Origin of the sequence: Pontibacter kalidii, from assembly GCF_026278245.1 — a bacterium.
Classification (GTDB): Bacteria; Bacteroidota; Bacteroidia; order Cytophagales; family Hymenobacteraceae; genus Pontibacter; species Pontibacter kalidii.
Window position 1 is genome coordinate 283270 of record NZ_CP111079.1, and the last position, 24231, is coordinate 307500.

The window sequence follows — 24231 nt, forward strand, 5'->3', positions numbered from 1 at the left end:
ATTTATGCGTTAGCGGCATGCAGCTAGAGTCTAATCATACTTCAGGAGATCATTACCGGAGCCAGACCTAAACAAAGGCAGCGTGCCAAAACGTTAGCACGGTTCTTGAGGTGCTGGCGGTTATCCTTCGTTTTGCTTACATTCGTAGATAAACTGCTCAATTTTGAACCGGAAGCTCGCTCTGTTATTCCTCTTACTCGCCTCGGCCTTGTGCTTTTTGGCCATGGCGGCGCTGCATTTTGATGTGCTATCCTCCCAACGGCAGGACCATCAGAAGGAGGCGGCGGAAATAACCAGGCGTGTGCAGCATTGCATAGAAAAAGCCAAGCACCAGGCCGATAAGCTAGCTGCTACCTTAGGCGAAAATACCGTTTCTTTCTCCAGCCTGCTGCAAAATGCCGAATACCCCGTGTTCATTTACAGGTCCGGGAAACTGGTGTTCTGGTCAGACCATACGATAGCGCCACAACCTGATATCCCGGAGGGACGGGATGCCATACTTGCCATAGAAAACGAGTACGGCAGGTTTGTGGTGGTTCGCCAGCAAAGGCAGCGCTACACCATCGATGTCTACATTCCCCTTCAGGTGGATTACCGCATCAAAAACGCGTACCTGACCCCCAAGCTTGATGAAGAAGTTTTTCAGCAGGCGAACCTGCAGCTTATACTTCAACCGGAGGCATCCCTGCCGCAGGTATATGCCAGCGATGGCCAGTTCCTGTTTGCGCTCAACTTTGAGGAAACCCATAAAACTATCGGCTATGTAAGGGTTCAACTGGCGGTGTTTATACTTGGCTTGCTCTTTTTTATACTTTTTGCGGTCGGTGTCAGCCGTTATTTCATCCAGCGGCGCGCCTACAGCCAGGGGGTACTGCTGCTGTTGCTGCTCTTGGGGGGCATGCGCGTGGCGCTCCTGCTCCTGAACCTGCCCTTTGCCGTTATCGAGGTGGAGCTGTTTGACCCGAAACTGTATGCCGCCTCGTTCTGGTCGCCGTCGGTAGGTGATTTGTTGCTGAATGTGCTGCTGCTGGCAACCGTTGCGGGGGCGGGCATTTACCTTTTCCGCAGGAACCGGGTGGCGACGCAACTGCTGGCGCTGCCCCAGGAGAAGGGCCGCACGCTGCTGATCTTTAGTTGGCTGGTCTTCTTTTTTCTACTTTTACTGCTTTTCAAGTTCTATTACAGCATCTACCATAACTCCCCGCTGGTTCTGGATGTAACGCAGTCGCTTGCCTTTACCAAGTATAAAATGGTGCTCTACGGCATCATGCTGGTGCACACCGTAGCGTTGTGCATGTTCACCTACATCCTGGCTACGGTGGTGTCGGTGCTGGTGCCGAAGGAGCAGAAGTCGTGGCCCTATAAAACACTGCTGGTGGTGGCAGCCCTGCTGCTGCTTTTTACGGCCGTATTTGCCGTAGAGCTTTTCGCGGTGGCGCTCCTGGGGGTTATTTTCTGGGCGATCATTATACTTGCCGCGCAGCACCACCATGCTGTAAGCCTGGCCTACCGAACTTACCTTCTGTTCTTCCTGGTGATGATCGTGAGTGCCCTGACCGGTGCGGTAGCGCAATACGCGCACTACCACAACGACCTGAAGACCTATAAGCAGAACCTTGCCTTTAACATCATGCAGGATAATGACGTTCTTGGGGAGTATCAACTCAACCAGGTGGCGGCGCAGATCGCCTCTGATGAGCTGATAAAAATGAAGATGATGGGGCCTTATGTGGATGCTTCCTTCATCAAGCGAAAGATTACCCGCCAGTACCTGAGCGATTACTTTGACAAGTATGAAATAAGCATCATGCTTTTTGACGGGCAGGGGCGGACGCTGGAAGCCGTGGACACGACCGTCGCCACCCTGCAGGAACTGCGGCGGCAGTACGATCGGCCGCAGACCCGCACAGAGCATAAAGAGCTTTTCCTGTTAAAGGACCCGGCACGCTTCAACGCCCGCACCTACCTGAAGCTGATCCGGGTGCCGATCAGCAGTGTGCAGCAAGGCACCATTGCCCTGCAGTTAACCCTGAAACGGCTGCTACCGAACAGTGTGGTGCCCGAACTGCTGGTGGAGCAGAAGCAAAACCAGCCATTCAGGCTCGATATGCTGAGCTATGCCATCTACAGCGGCAACAAACTGCGTTACAGCGAGGGCGAATATGACTATGCCACCAACTTTGACTTCAGCCTGCTCAGGCGCCCGGAGTTATACCGGCAAGGCCTGCCCCAGGACGACTCCCACCACTATGGCGTGCAGGGCAACAACGGACAGACGCTGATCATCACCACCGACAAGTATGGCGGCCGCGAGGTGCTGTCTAATTTCTCGTTCCTGTTCCTAGTCTTTATTGGCGGCCTGCTCTTCTGCGGCTTGCTTTACCTGTTGCTGCAGCGCCACCGGCTGCGGGAGTTCAGCCCTAACTTCAGCACCAAGATACAGCTGTTCCTGAACTTCGGAATACTCTTGCCAATGCTGCTGGTCAGCATTGCTACGGCCAGCCTGGTGACAGGCTCCTACAAAAAAGACCTGATGATCCGGTATGAGCAGCGGGGCGAGGCCATACAGGAGCATCTCTCCCAACAGCTGAGCAGAAGGCTGCTGCAGCGGCAGCGGCAACTGCAGCGAAGTATAAACGAGATTGCCGCCATCGCCGAGGCAGACGTGAATATATACAACCGCAACGGGCAGCTGCTGGTAACCAGCCAGCCGCTAATCTTCGAGGCGGGGCTTCTTTCGAAACTGGTGAACCCGGAGGCTTTCGCGGCCATAGCGGAGCGGCAGGCGCTGCGGGTACTGCTGGAGGAGCAGGCGGGCAACCTTAGCTTTAACTCCATCTACCTGCCGCTGCGCGACGAGGAGCACCCGGCAGAGTTGGCAGGCTTTATCGGCATTCCGTTCTTTGACTCTGAAAGAGAGCTGGACCAGAAGCTCATCGAGTTGATCACCACGACCATGAATATCTTCTCGGTGATGTTTATCACCTTTATGGTGCTTACCTTCTTCGCCTCCCGAGCCCTTACCGTGCCGTTGCGCATGCTGGCCGACAAGCTGAAGCGCACCTCCCTGACGGGTAAGAATGAGATGCTGGCCTATAAGGGGGCTGATGAGATCGGCATGTTGGTGAACGAGTATAACCGTATGCTGCTGACGCTGGAGCAGAACAAGCAGGAGCTGGCAATGCAGGAGAAAGAGGCCGCCTGGCGCGAGATGGCAAGGCAGGTGGCCCACGAGATCAAGAACCCGCTCACGCCCATGAAGCTTTCGCTGCAGTACCTGCAAAAGGCGATTGCCGAAAAACGCCCGAACACCGAGCAACTCATCGACAAGATCTCGCATACGCTCATCACGCAGATCAACATCCTCAACGATATCGCCTCCTCGTTCTCCAGCTTTACGTCCATGCCCGAACCGAAGGCCGAGCCCATGGATGTTGCCGCCGCGCTGCAGAAAGCCACCGATCTGCACAACGACCCGGCCACGGCCATTCTTACCAGGCAGATTCCGGAGGGCGAAGTGATCGTGAAAGCGGATGAAAGCCTGATGGTGCGCACCTTCAACAACCTGCTGCTTAACGCTATTCAGGCGGTGCCTACGAGCCGCCGGCCACAGATACAGGTAGGGTTGGAACTGCAGGGCAACAGGCAGGTGTTGATCTCGATCAGAGACAATGGTAGCGGCATTCCGAAAGAGATACAGGGTAAGGTGTTTATCCCGAACTTCAGTACCAAGTATACTGGCTCGGGTATCGGGCTTGCCGTGGCCAAGCGCGGCATCGAGAACGCTGGGGGGAGGATTTGGTTCGAGTCGCAGGAGGGGGAAGGTACCACGTTCTACATCCAGTTACCGCTGGCCGATGAGCACTAAAGGCCTGGGCATAGGGCTGCTGCTTTGGCTGCTGGGCCTGCCGCTGCTTGCACAGGTGCCGCTCAGCAACAAGCGCTGTAAATGGATTCCCGTTACCGACATGCCGCAGCAGCTCGATACGCTCACGCTGATGCCCAGTTCCATTACGCTGCAGCACCCTAAAAAGGAGCAGTTCCGCTACGACTACAATTACACTTCTAACGAGCTTACCCTCACCAGTTTTCCGGCTCCCGATTCGGTGGCCCTGGATTCGCTGGGCACTATGCAGGCCCTATCGGATTCGGTGCTCATCTGCTTTCGGGTAATGCCTCTGAATCTGACGCAGCCGGCCTTCAAGCGCGACATAGCCAAGCTGGAGCTTAAATCTTCGCGGGATAACTTTTACCAGGAGGACATCAGCACCAAAGAAGAGATTTTCCGGACACCGGGCCTCAACAAGACAGGTAGCATTTCCAGGGGAGTATCCTTTGGCAACACGCAGAACGTGTTTGTGAACTCTGCCCTTAACCTGCAGCTGGACGGAAAACTGACCGACGACATCAGTATAACGGCGGCTATCACGGACCAGAACATCCCGTTTCAGCCGGAGGGCAACACACAGCAGCTGCAGGAGTTCGATAAAGTATACATCACGCTGCAGCACCGGCTGTGGCAGCTTACCGCCGGCGATGTGGTACTCAAAAGCAAGCCTTCCTACTTCATGCAGTTCTACAAAAACGTGCAGGGCGGGGCTTTTAGCTATATCACCGGGAAGAGCCCGGAGCGGCAGGGTGTAACAACCGTGGCCGCCTCCGTGTCGAAGGGAAAGTTTGCCTCCCAGACCATTAAGCCGCAGGAGGGCGTGCTGGGCCCCTACCGCCTGCGGGGCCCAAACAATGAACTGTTTATTATTGTGCTGGCCAATTCGGAGCGGGTGTTCCTGGATGGAGTGCTGCTGCAGCGGGGCTATGACTACGACTATGTGATCGACTACAACCAGGCGGAGATTACCTTCACCACCCGCCACGTCATCACCAAGAACTCAAGGCTCCGGGTAGACTTTGAGTACTCGGACCAGAACTACAGCCGGGGCATCTACCACCTGAACCACTACCAGAACCTGGGCAAGCTGAAAGTATACGGCAATTACTACAACGAGAGCGATAACCCAAACAGTCTGCTGAACCTGAACCTGAACACGGAGCAGAAACGCCTGCTGGCAAGTATAGGCGACAGCCTGAACCAGGCCATTTCCTCCGGCGCCGATTCGGTGGCCTATGATCCGGGGCAGGTGCTTTATGCCCGCCGCGATACTTCCTATAACAACGGCCAAAGCCTAGACCGCATCTATGTGTACTCCACCAACCCCGACTCGGCCCATTATAGCGTGAGCTTTACCAACGTGGGCCCCGGCAACGGCGATTATGTGGCGGTAAGCGGCGCTGTGAACGGGCGCGCCTACCGTTGGGTAGCGCCTGTGAACGGGGTGCGACAGGGAAGTTACGCGCCGGTACGCGTGCTGCCCACGCCGCGCAAGAAGCAGCTGATCACCTTTGGCGGAAACTATGAACTGCAGAAAGGCATCAGCTTCTTTGCTGAAGGCGCCGCCTCTCAACATGATTTAAACCGCTTTTCAGAGATTGATTCAGGGGATGACAGCGGCAAGGGTTTGCGGGTAGGCTATGTGGTGCAGGACAGGCCGGTATCGTTTCTGGGAAAGTATAAACTCAACAGTACGCTGAACTATGAGTACACCGACGAGTACTTTGAGCCGATAGACCGCTACCGCCCCATAGAGTTTGACCGCGACTGGAGTTTAACGAACACCGGGAAGGCCGAGGACCATATCTTCAACTTCTCGGTAGGCGCGGCACAGGATGCGGCTAACCTGTTCAATTACCGCATCAGCCGCCGCCACCGCGACGAGCAGCTGGACGGGGTGCAGCATCATCTGGACGTGATGAAGAAGCTGGGCAAGTTGGTGCTGCGCAACCGCTTTTTCCTGCTCAACAGCACCGACGCGCTGCGCGAGTCGCAGTGGTACCGGGGCGATGTAAACGTGGAGTATAAGTTCGGGAAGATCTCGCCAGGCTATACCTATAGCTTCGATAAAAACCGCCTCACGGCCTTAAATTCAGACTCTGTGGTAGGCTCGGCGCAGTACTTTGAGCAGCACCAGTTCTACCTCGAGAGCGGCGACACCACCAAAACCTTGTTTCGGGTAGATTATGCTCACCGCCGCGACCGCTTTGCGACGGGTGTAGGTACGATGGGCAACCTGGAGGTAGGACAGACTTACAATGCCATCCTTCAGAAGAAGATCAGCCAGGAGCAGACGCTGGCGGTGCAGGCCACTTACCGGAAGCTGGATGCGCGCAAGGGCAAGGATGAAGAAACAATCCAATCGAGGATAGACTATAACGGCAGTTTTGTGGACGGAGCTTTCCGCTCGGAGCTGAGCTATGCCACCGGCACGGGCAGGGAGCTGAAGCGGATCTATATCTTTCAGGAAACACTGCCGGGGCAGGGCACTCATTACCTGCGGGAGGGTGGCGACCCCAACAACCTGAACGATTACCTGGAGGCGCAGACGGTGGACCAGCGCCGCTACATCAAAATATACCTGCCCACGGATGAGTACGTGAACGCCTACACTAACACTTTCACCTACCGCCTCACCACGGCCACGCCCCGCAGCTGGCGCAACGAGCCAGGTATAAGGGCCACGCTCTCCAACTTTTCTATGCTCAGCTTTGTGAGCATCAACAAAAAAACGACCGATAGCGACCTGGAGCAACGCTTCAACCCGTTTAGTGAGGACGTGGAGGACGCCTTTCTGATCTCGCTGATAAAGCAGTTGCGCCACACGGTATACTTTAACCGCAGCAGCCCCAAGTATGGCATGGAGTATACGGTGCAGCAAAATGAGCAGAAGCAGCTGCTGACCAATGGCACCGAAACCCGAAACGTGCTGAGCCACGCCCTGATCGGTCGCCTGAACCTGAACGAGGTGCTAAGCTCGCAGCTGAGCCTGGGCTATAACGTGCGCGAGAATCAGTCGAACTTTCTGAGCTCGAAGAACTTCAAGATTCAGGCCCGGGAGCTGTCGCCGGAGCTGGCGTACCAGCCTAATACCAAGCTGCGCTTTACCGGCAAGTACCAGCTGTCGCTGAAGGAGGATGTGCTGCAGGCAACGGAGACGGAGCAGGAGGGGCGGTTCCATGAGCTGGGGCTGGAGACGAAGCTGAGCCAGGTGGGCAAGCGCACGATCACGGGCAACATCAAGTATGTGAACATCGATTTTAAAGGGGATGAGAGCTCTAACGTGGGCTACGAGATACTGAACGCCCTGCGCCCCGGCAACAACATGACCTGGTCGCTGGTGATGCAGCAGCGCCTGAGCAACGGCCTGAACATCTCCCTCAACTACGATGGCCGCAAGGCTAACGGGGTAGGGGCCGTGCATACCGGCAGAACGCAGGTGTCAGTGCTGTTTTAAGGCACACGCTTGCTTTTTAAAAGCTTAGCGTTGATCATATCGAGGAAGGCTGTGCGGTAACTTGGGCCTAGCGAAACAGTGCTTTCATCAGCTAGCTTAATCTGGTTCCCCTCTACTGATTTCACCTTAGCATTATTCACAATAAAAGACTTATGTACTCTGGTGAAGTCTGCAGTTGGGAGGTGCTCCTCAACCTCCTTCATACTCAGGTAGGTTGTCAGTCTTTCTGCAGCATGGTGTATAACCACGTAATTCTGCATGGCTTCCACATAGATAATATCCTCAAGACTTACCTTTACGAATTTCCCTTTCACATCCGCCTTAACAAAAAAATAGGCGTTGTTCTGCTCTACTGCCGGTACAATTTGTCTTGGCTTTAAGGCTTCTTTCACCTTGGCGATGGCACGCAAGAATCGCTCGTAGGAGATAGGCTTGAGTAGGTAATCCACCGCATTCTTGTCAAAGGCCTGGTAGGCATAGTCAGGGTACGCGGTTGTAAACACCACTGTCGTGCAACTGTTAATGAGCCCAGTCAGATCTATGCCTGAAAGCTGCGGCATGTCTACATCCAGGAAAGTAATGTCTGCCGATACCTTGCCGGAGGTGATGGCATCAAGGGCATGCAGCGGGTTTTCTTCCGCACCCTTCAATTCAAGGCCAGGCGTGTTCTGTATATAACGCGATAGCACAACTAATGCGTGCTGCTCGTCGTCCACTACGTAGCAAGTTGTCATGTCAGCTTGATTTTTAGATTAACGCTGTGTTGCTGCTCGTCTTCCTGTATAGTTAAGGTATAATCTTCTTCGCTGTAAAGTTCGTTGAGTCTGGTTCTGGCGTTCTGAATGCCTATGCCATACCCACGCCCGGCATGGTGCTTCCGCTTTCTATTCTTCGTGCTGAAGTGGAGCTGGTGATGGCTGCCCGCAAGCTGTATGGTGGCAGCTTGCGAAGGGTCGGTCAGGTCGCCGTGCTTGAAAATGTTCTCTACAAAGGTGAGCAGGAGCAGCGGCGGAATCCGGCCCTGCAGCTGACCGGAGCACTTCAGGTGCAAGTGCAGCGGATAACTGAACCTGAGCTGGTTAAGGGCAATGTACCGTTCAATATGCTCCACCTCGTGTTGGAGCTCAGTCTTGCCGTCTTCATGCACCCGCTGCAGCGCATAATGCATTACTTCCGAGAGCAGCAGTACACCCTGAGAGGCCTTCGGAGAAACATCCTGCACAGAGTTGTAGATAAAATTAAGCGTATTGAAAAGCAGGTGCGGACTGATCTGGGCCTGGAGCAGCGCATTCTGAGAGCGGGCCAGCCCTTTAGTGAGCTCTCCCTTTTCCCGCTCGGCCTGCAGGCGCTGCAATTCTATACGGTTAATATGTTTGGTGTTTTTGATCGTTTGGCGGGTAAACCAGTAGGCTGTACTTAACCCGAGAAAGTAGATACACCTCCAGGTAGAGCGCAGCAAAAACAGCCTGTTTATACTAAAAGACTTGGGCTCTTGGCGAAACAGGTTAATAACATTTTCCAGGCCAACCTGAATGGTAATATACATGGCTATGATCGCCGGAACCAATAAAGGAAGCAGCAAGAGTTGTTTGTGCCTGACGGTGTACTGCAGCACCACATGGGCGAAAAAATAGAACAGGCAGACATTAACGGTATACCAACAGGCCCATTCCCACCAGGCGGTACTGGTTGGGTTAATGAGCTCGACCAGCAGTACTTCATAGGTTATAAAGGCAGCCCAGGCAAGTATATGATAAAGAATAGTGCGGTATGAAGTGCTGATCGGCATGCCTAAAACAACGCATTACTTTTTTAACTCGCAACACGTTTCGTCTACAGCAAAAGCCTGTTCGTGTAAAATTTTTCTCTTGGCAAGCACCTGTTATTACCTTAGGGCAGTGGTTGATTAGTTAAGAGATTAAGGAAACAAGTAATAGCCTGCCGTGCCCAATACCCCTATTCTCCGATTCATACGCTTGATGGTAACAAACTTAATGAGAAGGCTATTCTTGTTTCTTTAATGATCCCCTTTTGTATTGCCTGAAAGAAGCAGGGAGGCGCGGAGCCTTTAGCCTTTCTAGTAAAATGAGAAGCAGAGCTCAAAAGAAAAGGTTATAGAGGAAGGGAGGTATGCATGTACTCCATACTTATATCATGCTATTTTGATATATTACTTCTCATAAACAACTCATCTCTTATATACCCTTCTAACTCTGCTATCTATGAGACAAGTTATCCACAACAGGTACCTGTTGCCTTTGCTTTGTTTTTCCTTTCTGCTCGGTTCCTGCAAGAAGGAGCTAGAAGAAGTAGTGGTTGCCCCCGTCATTTCCTGGGAGGCACACAAGGAGTTTATACACAACCGTAGGTTTATTAATAACATCTATGGATCAGATGAGGACCTGTTTGTTTTTGGCCTGAATCTGTTCTCCAGAGTATCCCTGACTACGGGAGAGGAAAAGGTAGAGCACGCATATCATTACTACAGTGGCCTGGCTGAATGTAAGTTACCACTAAACAGAAAAGTTTTTGTTGGAGCATACGGGAAAACCCTGCGTTTTAAGTCCAACCTATACCCGGTTCTTATGGATTCCTACCTTACAATTAACATGGAGGAGATTGATCCACACTTCAGCTCATTTGAACCGATAAGGTCAAATAGCGTGGAAGCTATAGGCCTTACAGACAATAACGTAGCCCTTGTTCCTTATTACGCCTATGATGCAGAAAAAGTGAGCATTTAGGTAGAAGGTTCCTGTTGGTTAAATTATCTGTAGAGTTAGAAAGCTTTTATGAGAAGGTATCGCTTCAGGATACTATAATTCTGAATCATCCAATGCGGAGCAGTACTGTGCGCTACATCAAAGCATTAGGAAACTACTTCTATCTTTCGACAGATGATGGGTTTGTCAGGGTGTCGGAAGATGGAAAGGTAGAGCCGCTACTTGCAGATCAGATAGTAACAGCAGTGTTTCCGCCCGAGGGAAGCATGTACGCCATCACGTGGAACGGGCCGCAACTGTCTACCAGTTTATATAAGTCAGCAACGGGTAGCAGTTGGGAACAGCTAGCAAATCTTAGAAGCGAGACAAAAATGCTTTCTTACTATCCCGTTAATGACACTCTCCTTTTGGCTAGTTATAACAGCCAATTATTTAAAATAGATATGGGGCAAGATATGGTATTCAGGGAGCTGGATAACACAGGGTTAGAGGGGCACTACATAAGTTCAGTAGCAAAAGTGAGCGACAGGGTATATGTCGGGACCTTATCCGGCTTGTTTACAAAGGAGGTAGAACACCTGCTGACTTATAAGGAGGAAGGGGAGTAGACAAGGAATACCCAGTAAATAATTAAAAAGCCCCATCTGCTGAATTTAGTCGGCAGATGGGGCTTTTTAATGCCGCTGGTCAAAAAGTAGAACGGTAGAGTTAGGGTTGCTCCTTCTCAATTTTACGATGTGTTTCCAAATATACCGGCAGCGCGGCTGATCCATACCACGGGTAAAGCTCCACGTCAAAGACCTTGGCTTTTACAGCCGGGTCCGTTTCCACCAGTTGCCGGGCTTCTTCCACCGTCTTCACGTCAAGTATAAAAAGGCCGCGGTAGGCCTTGTCGTTCTTGCCCAGCGGGCCGGCAACAATCAGTTTTCCCTCTTTCGCCAGCTTGCCGATGTTCTCCATGTGCCCCCGGAAGTATGCGTTTAGCTTTTCCTTATCGGTGGTGGTGTTGGAGCCTGTTTTAAGTATAGCCAGCACATAAGATTTCATACCATAGGCATCAGCACCAAGAGAGTCTGCCAATGCTTTATCGTAGCTAGGGTTTGGTGTCTGTGCCTGGGCGCTAAGGCTGAGGCAGCAAAGTATGGCAAGGGCGAAGAGGTGTTTCATAAGTATAAATATATTTTAAAGAGCCTGAAGATACAGTATCTAAACAAAAGAGCAAGTATAGCTTTGCCTCTATACTTGCTCTTTCCCTGGGAGGGCTGATTGTTCCCTTAAACGTCCTTCAGCACCAGCCTAGTAATACTTTCCCTCCATCAGGTAATTCTGCACATAATCCTTCACACCTTCTTCTAACGTATAAAAAGGCTTATCGTAGCCGATGGAGCGCAGTTTGCTCATGTTGGCCTCGGTGAAGTACTGGTAGTTGTCGCGCAGGTTTTCCGGGGTATCCATAAAGTCGATGTTTGCCTCCACGCCCATACTTTTAAACGTGTTTAAGGCCAGCGCCATAAAGGTGCGGGCCTTGCCGGAGCCAAGGTTGTAGATGCCGGAGTTCTTGCGGTGGTGCATCAGGAACATACATACGTCCACCACATCCTTCACGTACACAAAGTCGCGCATCTGCTCCCCGTCGGCATAGTCCGGGTTGTGCGAGCGGAACAGCTTCATGCTGCCATGGTCTTTTATCTGATTGTAGGCGTGGAAGATAACGGAGGCCATTTTGCCCTTGTGGTACTCGTTGGGGCCATACACGTTAAAGAACTTCAGGCCTGCCCAGAAAAATGGCTTGGCCGTTTGCTGCAGGGCCCAGATGTCAAAGTCGTTCTTCGATTCGCCGTAGGGGTTCAGGGGCTGGAGCAGCGGAATGATCTCCTCGTTGTCGTCGTAGCCCAGCGTGCCGGAGCCGTACGTAGCCGCCGACGAGGCGTACACCAGCGGAATCTGGTACTCGGCGCAGGCATTCCACATTTGCTTGGAGTAGTTCAGGTTCAGCAGGTCGAACACGTCCTTGTTAAACTCGGTCGTGTCGGTGCGGGCACCCAGGTGGAAGACAAACTCCACATCCTCGTAGTGTTCATCGAGCCACTCAAAGAAGTTCTCGCGGTCTACATACTCTTTTATTTTCTTGCCCTTCAGGTTATCTTCCTTCTTGGCGACGGAGAAGTTATCCACCACCACGATATCGTTAAAATTGTCCTGGTTCAGCCTGCCTACGAGGCAGCTGGCAATAAAACCGGCGGCGCCTGTTACTACTATCATATTTCTTTGTTAAGCCTGTATCTAAAATTGCGTTAAATTTACGAAAATAAACCGAGCCGCCTGCCCCGTGCTAGGCATCTATACGTTGAGACAAGCCAGATTTATACTTCATACTATACTTTGCCTGCTGCTGTTATCGTGCAGCCAGCAAGAGCAGCAAGTACAACAAGAGGCACTGGTGCTGCAGGATGACCTGGGCCGTGAGCTGACCCTTGAAAAGAAACCCGAGCGCGTATTCGCCTTTGCCTCTTCTCTTACCGAGATGCTCTACGCCGTGCTCGACACCAGCACCATCATCGCCCGCACGCCCACCGACGATTACCCTGAGGCTGTTTACCGGAAGCCATTGGTGAGTAACTACCCGGTGGATTACGAGCAGGTGCTGGCCCTGAAGCCGGACCTGATCTTTACCGTGGAGGGCATCACCCCGCTGGAGGTGGCCGAGCGCCTGCAGCAACTGGGTGTGCCGGTATATTACCAGAAGTACAGAACGGTAGAGGATATCTTTACAGGGATAGAAGACATCGGTCGCATCATGGGCCGGGAACATCAGGCGCGCGAGCTAACCGATTCGCTGCGGCAGGAGGTGGCGCAGTTACAGCAGAAGCATCAGCAGGAAAAGAATCCGCTAAAAGTGCTGGCCATTACCTGGAGCGACCCGATTTACGTGTACGGGCAAAACACCATTTTTACGGATAAGCTGCGTCTGCTTGGGGCTGAGAACGCCGTGAAGGAAGTTTTTGAGCAGCCCTACCCGGCACTGACGCGGGAGTATGTGCTGAAGCTGAACCCGGATGTGCTGCTAGGCGGGACAAAGGAGGAACTGGACGAGAGGTTCTTCAACCTATATCCGGAGCTGCGCCGCATCAATGCCTATCAACATAACCGCCTCTATAAACCGGATGATAACCTGATGTCGCGGCCCAGCCCGCGGGTGGTGGAGTCGCTGCGGGAGCTGGAGGGCTTCCTCTACCCATGATGCGACGCAGTTTATACTTTATACTTGCCCTGCTGCTCATCTTGGCGGTCATGCTGCTGGGGCTGCAGGTCGGCTCCTTTGATACCGATGTGGCTACCATTTTCAGCGCCCTCTTCCACTACAACCCCGACAATACCACGCACTTTGCCATACTTCATTTGCGCCTGCCGCGGCTGCTACTTGCTTTGGTAGTAGGCGCCTCCCTGGCTTTTTGCGGTTACCTGATGCAGGCGATGGTAAACAACGGCCTGGCCGATCCATACTTGCTGGGTACGGCCTCGGGCGCCTCATTGGGTGCGGTGGTTGTGTTCTTTGGCTTTGTGCCGATGACGGTGGCCGGATTATACTTGCCGCCGGTGTTTGCCCTGGCCGGGGCATTTGTGGTAACGCTGGTGGTGGTGATACTGGGCTACCGCAAACGGCAGATCATCCCGGCGCAACTGTTGCTGGCCGGTATTGCGCTGAGTTCTTTGGTAACAGCCATGGTGGGGCTGCTCACCTTTCTGTCGGACTCGGAGGGCAAGCTGCGCTCGGTGGTGTTCTGGTCGATGGGGAGCTTTGAGCGAGCCAGTTGGGAGATGGTGCCCTACCCGGCGGCGGCCTTAAGTATAGCCTTGCTGCTGTTTGCCTTTTATCAGAAACAGCTCAACATCCTGTTGCTAGGCGAGGAGCGGGCGCAGGCCTTGGGCATACAGGTGGCGCAAACGCGCTGGGTGATACTGGCTACGGTGTCGGTGGTAACGGGCTTTGCCGTGGCTACCTCCGGGCCGATCGGCTTTGTCGGGCTGATCATCCCGCACGTCACGCGCGGGCTGCTGGGCGCCACGGGCAGGGGCAACCTGCTGCTCTGCGCTTTCATAGGCGGCTTGTTCATGCTGCTCTGCGATTTGCTCTCCCGTATAATTTATCCGCCCGCCGGGCTGCCCATCGGAATTATTACTTCGTTCTTTGGTGTTCCTTTCTTTGTATATTTGCTGTTCAAAAAGAATTACAATTTTAAAGAATAAATGATTTACGTTAGCAGGTTAGAGCACTTTAACGCAGCTCACAAGCTTTTCAACCCGAACTGGTCGTTGGCTAAGAATAAGGAGGTTTTCGGGCCGTGCGCCAACACCAACTGGCATGGGCACAACTATGAGCTGATCGTGACGGTAAAGGGCAAGCCCGATCCGGACACTGGCTTTGTGATCGACCTGAAAAAGCTCAGCACCCTCATCCGCACCCACATCATTGAGAAGGTAGACCACAAGAACCTGAACCTGGATGTGGCCTTTATGGAGGATAAGCTGGCCAGTACCGAGAACCTGGTGGTGGAGTTTTGGAAGATCCTGGAGCCGCGCGTGCAGCAAATCTCGAATAATAACGCTGCATTGCACAGCCTGAAGTTATATGAAACCCCACGCAACTACGTAGAGTACTTTGGAGAATAATTTAGTCAGCGGCTTATACTTCTCCGCTGCTATGCTTATTTTACTATCTCCAAAAGACACCCTACCCCATGAAATACTACATCATAGCCGGGGAACGCTCCGGCGACCTGCACGCATCTAACCTCATCAAGCAACTCCGCAAGCAAGATCCGGAGGCCCAGATCAGGGGGTGGGGTGGCGACATGATGCAGGCAGCCGGCATGGACCTGGTGCGCCACTACCAGGAAATGGCCTTTATGGGCTTTGCCGAGGTGTTCAGGAGCCTGCGCAAGATCCTGGGCTTCCTGGGTGAGGCGAAAGCCGATATCAGGAGCTATCAGCCGGATGTGGTGATCCTGGTGGATTACGCCGGTTTTAACATGCGCATTGCCCGGTTTGCCAAAAAACAGGGGATGAAGGTGTTCTACTACATCTCCCCGAAAATATGGGCCTGGAACCAAGGGCGCGTGCACGGCATCAAAAAGGTGGTGGACCGCATGTTCGTAATCATGCCCTTTGAGGAGGATTTCTACGGCCGCTTCGACTACAAAGTGGATTATGTAGGTAACCCCGTGAACGACTCTGTCTCAGACCATGTGCCAAGCACCGACTTTAGGGCCCGGAACAAGCTCTACAACAACAAGCCTATTATTGCCATACTTCCGGGCAGCCGCCGGCAGGAGATAGAGAACATGCTGCACGTAATGCTGAGCGTGCTTCCTAATTTCCGCGATTTCCAGTTTGTGGTAGCGGGCGTGAGCAACTTCTCCAAAGAGTACTACGAGCAGTATAACAAGGACCCCAACATCAAAATTATCTACGACCAGACCTATGACCTGCTCGCGCATGCCAAGGCAGCCTTGGTCACCTCGGGTACGGCTACCCTGGAAACCGCCTTGTTCGGCGTGCCGCAGGTGGTATGTTATAAAACAAGCACCATCTCGTATTCTATCGGAAAAATGGTGATAAAGGTACCCTACATTTCCTTGGTGAACCTGATTGCCGGCAAGCCGGTGGTAACGGAGCTGATCCAGGACGATTTTACGGCAAAACAGATTGTGGCCGAGCTGAAGCGGGTGCTGTTCGATAACCACTTTATGCAGAAGCAGCGGGAGGGGTACGCGCTGGTGCGCAGCAAGATCGGTGATTTCAGGACCGCAGAGCGCGCCGCCGAGCTAATGGTGGGGTACCTGAAGGCAGAGAAAGTATAAACCTGCCCATAGGGTGTGCCCGTATAGGGAGATACCTGCTACGCTGGCAGGGAAAATCGCTGTACCACACCTAAAACCCCGAAACTATGAAACCTATTTTGATCGCCTTGGGCCTTACAGGCTTGCTGATATCCGTGCTGCTGATCCGGGCAACTTCCACAGATCCGTTACTGGAGGAAGAATGGGCAGATGATTACCTGGAACTATAAAAGCCGCAAAAGTATGGAAATAAAAAGCGGGGCTCTCCACTACTGGTGGGCCCCGCTTTTTTTAGTATCGTATACTTGCCCTACGCTACTTTCAGTTGCTTTAGGGTAGATTTCTCGAATTTCTCGCGGGCATAGTCGCCGGTGATGACCAGTTCTTTGGTTCCTTCCTCGGATGGCAGCTCAAACATGGCGTCTGTCATGATACCTTCGCAGATAGAGCGCAGGCCACGGGCTCCGAGTTTATACTCTGCCGCCTTCTCCACGATGTACTCCAGGGCACCCTCATCAAAGGAAAGGTTGATGTTCTCCATCTCGAACAGGCGCTTATACTGCTTCACAATGGAGTTTTTAGGCTCGAGCAGGATCAGGCGCAGGGTTTCCTTATCCAGCGGATTCAGGTGCGTGAGCACTGGCAGGCGGCCGATCAGCTCCGGAATCAGACCAAAGTTTTTCAGGTCCTGGGCCGTCATGTACTTCAGGAAGTTCTCTTTCTCCTCCATCTCATCCATCTTAGACTTCGAGAAGCCTATAGGACGGGTATTGAGGCGGTTTTTGATCAGGCGATCGATGCCCACAAAGGCGCCGCCGCAGATAAACAGAATATTCTCGGTATTCACAGTGATCATCTTCTGCTCCGGGTGCTTCCGTCCGCCTTGCGGTGGCACGTTCACCGTAGTGCCTTCCAACAGTTTTAGCAGGGCCTGCTGCACGCCTTCGCCGCTCACGTCGCGCGTAATAGATGGGTTATCGCTTTTACGGGCAATCTTGTCAATCTCGTCGATGTACACGATACCACGCTCGGCAGCCTCCACGTTGTAATCGGCGGCCTGCAGGAGGCGGGTCAGTATACTTTCCACGTCTTCGCCCACATAGCCTGCCTCTGTAAGCACGGTAGCGTCGGCTATGCAGAAAGGTACCTGCAGGATGCCGGCCATCATGCGGGCAAGATACGTTTTGCCAGTACCGGTCTCACCCACCATGATGATGTTCGACTTCTCGATCACCACGTCATCGTCGGCAGGTTGCTGCATCAGGCGTTTGTAGTGGTTATATACCGCCACCGACATCACCTTCTTCGCTTCGTCCTGCCCCACCACGAACTGGTCAAGGTAAGTTTTCATCTCCTTCGGCTTCATCAGGTTAAACTTCGGAGTACGGCTGCTTGCGCGAATCTTGTTCTCCTCGTTCAATATCTGCTGCGCCTGTCCGATACAACGGTCACAGATGTGCGCGTTGATGCCGGAGATCATCACCGATACATCCTTTTTGTTTTTGCCGCAAAATGAGCACGTAATTTCTGCCATAAGAAACGATTGGTCCAGAGTAGTTTACGCATCTTTTTAAAACGCGTAAAGCAAAGGTACAAAATTGAACACTTATACAAGTAGAAAAAATTTGATGCAAATGCTTAGACTCTGTTAAAACATGAATATAAATTCTAAGATAAGTATTTTACTATTTTTGTGTAACTAGTTGGTATACAGTGTTTTGCTAAGTAGAGATGTGCACATCCGCTTGTGGAAAACTTTTTTGCCTACACACTGTTTTCCGGCTCTGTGCTAACATCAATAAGTCTCTTTTTAGTGCAAAATGTGCAAAATAAAAACCCGTAACAGTTTTGCTACGGGTTTTTATACGATATAAGTTATACTTTATACTTAGGAAGTCTTGCGGGTAAGCACCTCATCAATCAGGCCGTACTCTTTGGCCTCTTCGGCGCGCATCCAGTAGTCGCGGTCTGAGTTGTCGTACACTTCCTGATAAGATTTGCCGGAGTGGTCTGCCAGGATCTCGTACAATTCCTTCTTCAGCTTCAGGATCTCGCGGGCCGTGATCTCGATATCGGAGGCCTGACCTTGTGCGCCACCCATCGGCTGGTGAATCATGATACGGGCGTGCGGCAGGGCAGAGCGCTTGTTCTTGGCACCGCCAGCCAAAAGTACGGCGCCCATAGAGGCCGCCAGACCGGTACAGATCGTAGCCACATCCGGGCTCACGTACTGCATGGTGTCATAAATGCCGAGGCCGGCATATACAGAGCCGCCCGGGCTGTTGATGTACAGCAGGATGTCCTTTTTCGCGTCAGCCGATTCGAGGAACAGCAGCTGGGCCGTGATGATATTGGCGATGAAGTCATCCACCTGCGTGCCCAGGAAAATGATGCGGTCCATGATCAGGCGCGAGAACACGTCGATCTCACGGAAGTTAGTAGGGCGTTCCTCAATTACGGATCGGGTCATACTTTCGATGGTATGCATGGCCCTGCCTTCTACGTGGTGAATATATTGGTCTACACCAAGGCTGCTCATGCCCTGGCCTTTTACAGCAAATTTGCGGAACTCGTCTTTGTTAAACATCATCTTGTTTAGGTTTACGGTTTTCTCAAAAATAAAAAAGTCCTTCTAATTCCGAAGGACTTTTTTATAAAGTTATGTATGTGCGCCTTGTTTAGAGCGACATATTTCTGAAGTCCTCTGATGAGATAGTCTTCTCAACAACAGTCATCTTCTCTTTAAGTTTAGCGAGCACCTTCTCGGCCAGCAGTTGCTCGTACTCATTTATATAGTTACGGCCATTGTCCTGCTGCAGATACTGCTGGGCATAGTTGTTCATGCTTTCCACCAGTTCCTCAGGTATCTCCGGCATGTTGAACTGGGCCAGCATCTTCTCCTTGGTGGCGTCCACTACCTCCTCGTTCGATACCTTCAGCTCGTTCTCCTCAACTACCTTGTTTTTGATCATAGACCACTTCAGCTCGCGAACATACTTGTCGAAGTTCTCCTCGATCTGCTCCGGGGTGATTTTGCCGTCGTTTGTAACTTCAATCCAACGCTTGAAGAAGTCTGTAGGGAGTTCCACTTCAACATTGTCGATCAATGTATCCATGATGTTGCGGTACAGCAGGTTGTCAGCCTCACGCTCATAGTTCTCCAGGATGGTCTCACGGATCTTGGCGTCAAACTCTTCCTCTGTCTTCACTTCGTCTTTACCGAAAAGCTTGTCGAAAAGTTCTTGGTTCAGTTCAGCGGACTCGGTACGGTTGATCTTCTCCACGATGAACTCAAATTCACCGTTCAGGTCAGCCACCACGTCTTTATCCAGGCCTGTTACGTGCGCCAGGGCAGCATTGTCATCACCAAACGTCTTGCGAATATCGAAGCGGATCACGTCGTCGGTCTTCACGCCCACAAACTTGTCCTGGCCTTCTACCACGCGGCTTGTCGGAATCAGGGTCTTGGACTGGAAATCTCCGTCCACCTGCTTCAGCTCGCCGGAGATAAAGTCGCCTTGCTCAGACGTCTCAGGGTTCACTGTCTTGCCGAACTGGCGCTTCAGGTTTTCGTAGGCTTCGTCAATGGTTTTCTGGTCCAGCTCAACTTTGTAGCCCTCTACGCTTTTATCCAGCGGAAGGTTGAAGTCCGGCAGCAAGCCTACCTGGTAGGTAAACTCGAAGGTTTTCTGGTTATCCCAATCAATCTCTGGCTGGTTTGGCTCCGGCAGGGGCTCGCCCAGCAGCTTCACGTCGTTCTCACGGATATACTTAGAGATCTCCTCCTGCAGCGTCTTGTTGATCTGCTCCACCAGGATGCTCTTGCCGTACATTTTCTTTACAAGCCCCGCAGGCACTTTGCCAGGTCTGAAGCCTTTGATCTGGGCCTTTTTGCTGTATTCTTTTACCTGCTGGTCTACTTTCGGTGCGTAGTCCGCCTCTTCCAGTACCACCTTCAGTTGCGCATTGGTGCTGTCGGTTTGGTTTAATGTAATATTCAAGGCTTATAAAAATTTAAGATTTTAGAAATACCTACTAAAAACAAACCCCCAACAAGTTTTGTTGAGGGTTCGTGTTGTTTGTGCGGATGGAGGGACTCGAACCCCCATGCCTCGCAGCGCTAGATCCTAAGTCTAGTGCGTCTACCAATTTCGCCACATCCGCTTGATTGTGCTCGTTTTAGTGATGCAAAGGTAAGCAACGATTTTTTAAATGCAATACGCCACTATAAATTTTGTCAAATATTTTTTATCCTGCATATAGTCGCCCGGGCGCCCAGGCTTTCGGCATGGGGTGTATTGGTTGCATCTGATAAACGCTTATATTTGAAACTTATAAGGCCGTCAGCTTATTTATACTAATAGCATGCGCCGCCACCGACGGCCGCAGCCTACAGCACAGTTGCACAACATGATTGATTTAGAAGCAGAACGCAAAGAAATTCTCAGGTACTACAGGAGGTTGCTTCGGCACGCCAAGCCTTTCTTAAAGGACAACGACGCCAAGATCATTAAAAAAGCCTTTAACACCTCGCTGGAAGCACATAAGGATATGCGCCGAAAGTCCGGAGAGCCTTACATTCTGCACCCGCTGGCTGTGGCCCAGATTGCCGTAGAGGAGATCGGGCTGGGCACTACCTCCATTGTGGCCGCCCTGCTGCACGACGTGGTGGAGGACACCGACCTGGAGGTATCGGATATTGAGCGCGAGTTCGGGCCAAGCGTAGCCAAAATTATTGAAGGGCTCACGAAGATATCCGGAGTGTTCGATTACGGCACCTCGCAGCAGGCCGAGAACTTCCGCAAGATGCTGCTCACGCTGAGCGACGATGTGCGCGTTATACTTATAAAGCTGGCCGATCGCTTGCACAACATGCGAACGCTAGGCAGCATGCCGCGCCACAAGCAGCTCAAGATCGCTTCCGAGACCATGTACCTGTACGCCCCGCTGGCGCACCGCCTGGGCTTGTACGCCATCAAATCAGAACTGGAGGACCTATACTTAAAGTATACCGACACCGATACCTATAAAGAGATCTCCAGGAAAGTACAGCAGACGCGCAGCGCCCGCAACAAGTTCATCAAGGATTTTATACACCCGATAGAGGATGAGCTGTGCAAGTATGGCTTTAAGTTCAACATCAAAGGCAGGCCAAAGTCGATCTACTCTATCCTTAAAAAGATAAAGAAGCAGAACATCACCTTTGATGAGATCTACGACCTGTTTGCGATCCGGATCATACTGGACGTACCGCTGGAGAATGAGAAGGCCGCCTGCTGGCAGGTATACTCTATTATAACGGACTTTTACCAGCCAAACCCCGACCGCCTGCGCGACTGGGTGAACACGCCTAAGTCTAACGGGTACGAATCGCTGCACACAACGGTAATGAGCAAGTCGGGGCAGTGGGTGGAGGTGCAGATCCGCACCCGGCGCATGGACGAGATTGCCGAGCGCGGGTACGCGGCCCACTGGAAGTATAAGGCGGAGGGGGCGGCCTCAGCCGAGTCTGCGCTGGAGCAGTGGATTAACAAGGTGCGCGACATGCTGGAGAACAACACGGCCAACGCGCTCGAGTTCATGGATGAGTTCCGCAAGAACCTGTTTGTGGAGGAGGTGTTTGTATTTACCCCGAAAGGCGAGCTCATCATACTTCCGGATAAATCCACCGCGCTTGATTTTGCCTTTGAGATTCACTCCCAGATAGGCCTGCACTGCCTGGGCGCTAAGGTAAACCAGAAGCTGGTGCCCCTGAGCTACAAGCTCAAGAATGGCGACCAGGTAGAGATCCTGACCTCCCAGAAGCAGAAGCCGAACGAGGAGTGGCTGCAGTATGTGGTTACCTCCAGGGCGCGTACCCGCATCAAGGATGCCTTGCGCGAGGAGCGGAAGAACAAGGCGGAGCAAGGCAAGGCCATGCTGGATGCCAGGCTGGAGTACTTAGGCGTAGCCGATAACCAGCAAAATATGAACAAGCTGCAGGCCTTCTTTAACGTGGCTACGCTGCAGGACCTGTATTATAGAGTTGCTACCGGGCACATCGATATCAAGAATATCAAGGAGGTTATCTTCACGGCCACATCCGATAAGAGCGTCTCCATGCTCGACCTGAAGACCTTTGACAGAGAGGTGCAGAAGATCAGGGGCGTGAACTCGGACATGCTGGTGATAGGGGAAACGACCTCGAACTGGGACTACCGCATGTCTAAGTGCTGCAACCCGATTCCGGGCGATGATGTGTTCGGCTTCCAGACCGAGGACGATGGAATTGAGATCCACCGCACCAACTGCAAGCGCGCCATGGAGCTGATGTCGAACTATGGCAACCGCATCATCAAAACCAAGTGGACGGAGCAAAAGGAGCTTGCCTTCCTGGTGGGTATCCGCATTAAAGGCACCGACCGCGTGGGCCTGGTGAACGACCTGACAAAGGTGATCTCTACGAGCTTGAAGGTGAACATGCGTTCTATCACCATCGATTCCAACGACGGCATCTTTGAAGGTAATATTATGGTGTTCGTAAACGACACAAGCCACCTTGATAAGCTGATACAGCGCATGAGCAAGGTAAACGGTATACTTACCGTGGAGCGCTTTGATTAAAAGAAGGGCTTATTTATACTATAGAAGAAGAAAATGGCATTAGATAAAAGGAAGTTCGAAGAAGTAAAAAAGATCTTCACGGCATACTTGGAAAGCAAAGGTTTGCGTAAAACACCTGAGCGCTACGCTATCCTGGAGGAGATTTACTCCAGCGACGGGCACTTTGATGTAGAATCGCTTTACATCAGCATGAAGAATAAAAACTACCGCGTAAGCCGTGCCACCGTGTATAACACCCTGGACCTGCTGGTGGAGAACGACCTGGTAAGCAAGCACCAGTTTGGCCGAAACCTGGCGCAGTATGAGAAGTCGTACGGTTACCGGCAGCACGACCACGTGATTTGTACTGAGTGCCACAAGGTGGTGGAGTTTTGCGACCCGCGTGTGCATCAGATCCAAAGTTTGGTGGGTGAACTGTTAAATTTTCATATCTTGCACCACTCCCTGAACCTATATGGTGTTTGCGGCGATTGCCGCGCTAGAAAAGCGACAGAGGAACAAAAGCATGAAGTATCAGACAGAACTGAAGGATGATATCCTGTTTATCCGGCTGGAGGGAGACCTGATAGCAAGCACCGATACGCAGCAGATGATCGATAGTGTGGGCGGGCTACAGGAAGGCAAAGTGCTGCTCTGTGCGGTGGATATGTCTAACGTGCGCTTTATGGACAGCAGCGGTATGGGCGTGCTTGTGTCGCTGCTCACCAAGTTTCGCAACAGGGGCGGTGAGCTGGTGCTGATTAAACCATCCGACCACATCCGCAAGCTGCTTATAGTTACAAAGCTGAATGCGATATTTACGATAGCTGAGAACGAAGATTTCGCAGCGCAATTCTTAAAGGAATCAACATACTAAATACTTAAATGGCAGTTGACATTTTAATAGGTCTGCAGTGGGGCGACGAAGGCAAAGGAAAGATTGTAGACGTTCTTGCCCCGACCTATGACATTGTAGCCCGTTTCCAGGGAGGCCCTAACGCAGGGCATACATTAGAGTTTGAAGGCACCAAGCACGTGCTGCACCAGATCCCGTCCGGAATTTTCCACCCGGAGATCAAAAACATCATCGGCAACGGTGTAGTGCTGGATCCTGTGGTTTTCCGCACGGAGATGCAGAAGCTGCAGGACCGTGGTGTAGACGCCGCCAACAACCTGTTCATCTCCAAAAAGGCATCGCTCATACTTCCATCCCACAAAGTGCTGGACCGTGTGTCGGAAGAGGCGCTGGGTAGCGGTAAGATCGGCTCGACCCTAAAGGGTATCGGCCCTACTTACCAGGATAAGATCGGGCGTGTCGGGCTCAGGGTTGGCGATATACTGGCCGATGACTTTAGGGAGCAATACAACAAACTGGTGGAGCGCCATCGCAAAACCGTGGAGTTCTACGGGCAGGAGCTGGAGCTGGGCGAGCAGGAGAAAAACTTCTTTGAGGCGGTGGAGTACCTGCGCACGCTGCAGCTGGTCGATTCGGAATACATGATCAACGAGGCCCTGCAGAGCGGTCAGCGTATACTTGCAGAAGGAGCACAGGGTGCGTTACTGGATGTTGACTTCGGAACATATCCGTTTGTGACCTCCTCCAGTACGATTGTGGCTGGCGCCTGCACAGGCCTTGGTGTAGCGCCAAGGCACATCGGCGAAGTATACGGCATCTTTAAAGCATACTGCACCCGCGTGGGTAGCGGTCCCTTCCCGACAGAGCTTCTGGATGAGGTAGGG

Annotated in this window: 20 protein-coding genes and 1 tRNA gene (1 of these 21 only partly in view); 13 read left to right on the forward strand and 8 right to left on the reverse strand. The window is 52.2% G+C overall.

Annotated elements, in window-relative coordinates; all coding sequences use genetic code 11:
• The first annotated feature begins 163 nt into the window (after nucleotides 1-163).
• Complete coding sequence (locus tag OH144_RS01195) at nucleotides 164-3868, forward strand: sensor histidine kinase (protein ID WP_266204464.1); 3705 nt, start codon at nucleotides 164-166, stop codon at nucleotides 3866-3868.
• Nucleotides 3858-7346, forward strand: a complete 3489-nt coding sequence (locus tag OH144_RS01200) for a hypothetical protein (RefSeq protein ID WP_266204465.1) — start codon at nucleotides 3858-3860, stop codon at nucleotides 7344-7346. The genes OH144_RS01195 and OH144_RS01200 overlap by 11 nt, the downstream gene beginning before the upstream one ends.
• Here OH144_RS01200 and OH144_RS01205 read toward each other — a convergent pair.
• Nucleotides 7343-8080 carry a LytR/AlgR family response regulator transcription factor gene (locus OH144_RS01205; protein ID WP_266204466.1) on the reverse strand — a complete coding sequence of 246 codons (738 nt, stop codon included), beginning with the start codon at nucleotides 8078-8080 and terminating at the stop codon, nucleotides 7343-7345. The two genes, OH144_RS01200 and OH144_RS01205, sit on opposite strands and share 4 nt — an antisense overlap.
• Nucleotides 8077-9135 (reverse strand): sensor histidine kinase, encoded by a 1059-nt coding sequence (locus OH144_RS01210; protein WP_266204467.1) that lies wholly within the window; start codon nucleotides 9133-9135, stop codon nucleotides 8077-8079. Before OH144_RS01210 ends, OH144_RS01205 begins: the two co-directional genes overlap by 4 nt.
• Nucleotides 9136-9568: 433 nt before the next feature.
• Here OH144_RS01210 and OH144_RS01215 point away from each other — a divergent pair, with 433 nt between their 5' ends.
• On the forward strand, nucleotides 9569-10090 hold the full coding sequence (locus OH144_RS01215) for a hypothetical protein (RefSeq protein WP_266204468.1): 522 nt from the start codon (nucleotides 9569-9571) through the stop codon (nucleotides 10088-10090).
• Between the two features lie 107 nt (nucleotides 10091-10197).
• Nucleotides 10198-10677 carry a hypothetical protein gene (locus OH144_RS01220; protein WP_266204469.1) on the forward strand — a complete coding sequence of 160 codons (480 nt, stop codon included), beginning with the start codon at nucleotides 10198-10200 and terminating at the stop codon, nucleotides 10675-10677.
• A 100-nt stretch (nucleotides 10678-10777) separates the two neighbouring features.
• On the opposite strand, the gene OH144_RS01225 is transcribed toward OH144_RS01220, so the two are convergent.
• Together OH144_RS01225 and rfaD are read right to left on the reverse strand one after the other, a co-directional pair.
• Complete coding sequence (locus OH144_RS01225) at nucleotides 10778-11236, reverse strand: YciI family protein (protein ID WP_266204470.1); 459 nt, start codon at nucleotides 11234-11236, stop codon at nucleotides 10778-10780.
• A 129-nt stretch (nucleotides 11237-11365) separates the two neighbouring features.
• On the reverse strand, nucleotides 11366-12331 hold the full coding sequence (rfaD, locus tag OH144_RS01230; RefSeq protein WP_266204471.1) for an ADP-glyceromanno-heptose 6-epimerase: 966 nt from the start codon (nucleotides 12329-12331) through the stop codon (nucleotides 11366-11368).
• A gap of 85 nt (nucleotides 12332-12416) precedes the next feature.
• On the opposite strand from rfaD, the gene OH144_RS01235 reads away from it, so the two are divergent.
• The 5 genes from OH144_RS01235 to OH144_RS01255 all read left to right on the forward strand — a co-directional run bounded on the left by OH144_RS01235 (nucleotide 12417) and on the right by OH144_RS01255 (nucleotide 16139).
• Nucleotides 12417-13310: an ABC transporter substrate-binding protein gene (locus OH144_RS01235; protein ID WP_266204472.1), complete on the forward strand. Its 894-nt coding sequence runs from the start codon at nucleotides 12417-12419 to the stop codon at nucleotides 13308-13310.
• Nucleotides 13307-14317 carry a FecCD family ABC transporter permease gene (locus tag OH144_RS01240; RefSeq protein WP_266204473.1) on the forward strand — a complete coding sequence of 337 codons (1011 nt, stop codon included), beginning with the start codon at nucleotides 13307-13309 and terminating at the stop codon, nucleotides 14315-14317. Before OH144_RS01235 ends, OH144_RS01240 begins: the two co-directional genes overlap by 4 nt.
• On the forward strand, nucleotides 14318-14740 hold the full coding sequence (locus OH144_RS01245) for a 6-pyruvoyl trahydropterin synthase family protein (protein WP_266204474.1): 423 nt from the start codon (nucleotides 14318-14320) through the stop codon (nucleotides 14738-14740).
• Nucleotides 14741-14808: 68 nt separating this feature from the next.
• Complete coding sequence (gene lpxB / locus OH144_RS01250; protein ID WP_266204475.1) at nucleotides 14809-15930, forward strand: lipid-A-disaccharide synthase; 1122 nt, start codon at nucleotides 14809-14811, stop codon at nucleotides 15928-15930.
• 86 nt (nucleotides 15931-16016) lie between these two features.
• The gene (locus tag OH144_RS01255; RefSeq protein ID WP_266204476.1) at nucleotides 16017-16139 is read left to right on the forward strand and encodes a hypothetical protein; all 123 of its coding nucleotides are present in this window, start codon (nucleotides 16017-16019) and stop codon (nucleotides 16137-16139) included.
• An 80-nt stretch (nucleotides 16140-16219) separates the two neighbouring features.
• Here OH144_RS01255 and clpX read toward each other — a convergent pair whose 3' ends face one another.
• The 4 genes from clpX to OH144_RS01275 all read right to left on the reverse strand — a co-directional run bounded on the left by clpX (nucleotide 16220) and on the right by OH144_RS01275 (nucleotide 20073).
• A complete protein-coding gene (gene clpX / locus OH144_RS01260) occupies nucleotides 16220-17443 on the reverse strand; it encodes an ATP-dependent Clp protease ATP-binding subunit ClpX (RefSeq protein WP_266204477.1) in 1224 nt (407 codons plus the stop codon).
• 354 nt (nucleotides 17444-17797) lie between these two features.
• Nucleotides 17798-18496 (reverse strand): ClpP family protease, encoded by a 699-nt coding sequence (locus tag OH144_RS01265; RefSeq protein WP_170866215.1) that lies wholly within the window; start codon nucleotides 18494-18496, stop codon nucleotides 17798-17800.
• A 91-nt stretch (nucleotides 18497-18587) separates the two neighbouring features.
• Entirely contained in the window at nucleotides 18588-19910 is a 1323-nt protein-coding gene (gene tig / locus OH144_RS01270) for a trigger factor (RefSeq protein ID WP_266204478.1), read from the reverse strand.
• Between the two features lie 81 nt (nucleotides 19911-19991).
• Nucleotides 19992-20073: transfer RNA gene (locus OH144_RS01275), tRNA-Leu, on the reverse strand.
• Between the two features lie 246 nt (nucleotides 20074-20319).
• On the opposite strand from OH144_RS01275, the gene OH144_RS01280 reads away from it, so the two are divergent.
• The 4 genes in view from OH144_RS01280 to OH144_RS01295 are tightly spaced (at most 33 nt apart) and all read left to right on the forward strand, a layout consistent with a single transcriptional unit that may run on beyond the window.
• Complete coding sequence (locus OH144_RS01280) at nucleotides 20320-22512, forward strand: RelA/SpoT family protein (protein ID WP_266204479.1); 2193 nt, start codon at nucleotides 20320-20322, stop codon at nucleotides 22510-22512.
• A 33-nt stretch (nucleotides 22513-22545) separates the two neighbouring features.
• Complete coding sequence (locus tag OH144_RS01285) at nucleotides 22546-23046, forward strand: Fur family transcriptional regulator (RefSeq protein WP_266204480.1); 501 nt, start codon at nucleotides 22546-22548, stop codon at nucleotides 23044-23046.
• On the forward strand, nucleotides 23018-23368 hold the full coding sequence (locus tag OH144_RS01290; RefSeq protein ID WP_266204481.1) for an STAS domain-containing protein: 351 nt from the start codon (nucleotides 23018-23020) through the stop codon (nucleotides 23366-23368). Before OH144_RS01285 ends, OH144_RS01290 begins: the two co-directional genes overlap by 29 nt.
• A gap of 8 nt (nucleotides 23369-23376) precedes the next feature.
• Nucleotides 23377-24231, forward strand: the 5' portion of a protein-coding gene (locus OH144_RS01295) for an adenylosuccinate synthase (protein ID WP_266204482.1). 429 nt of this gene lie beyond the right edge of the window; the window shows 855 of its 1284 coding nt (coding positions 1-855); its start codon is at nucleotides 23377-23379; the stop codon falls past the right edge of the window.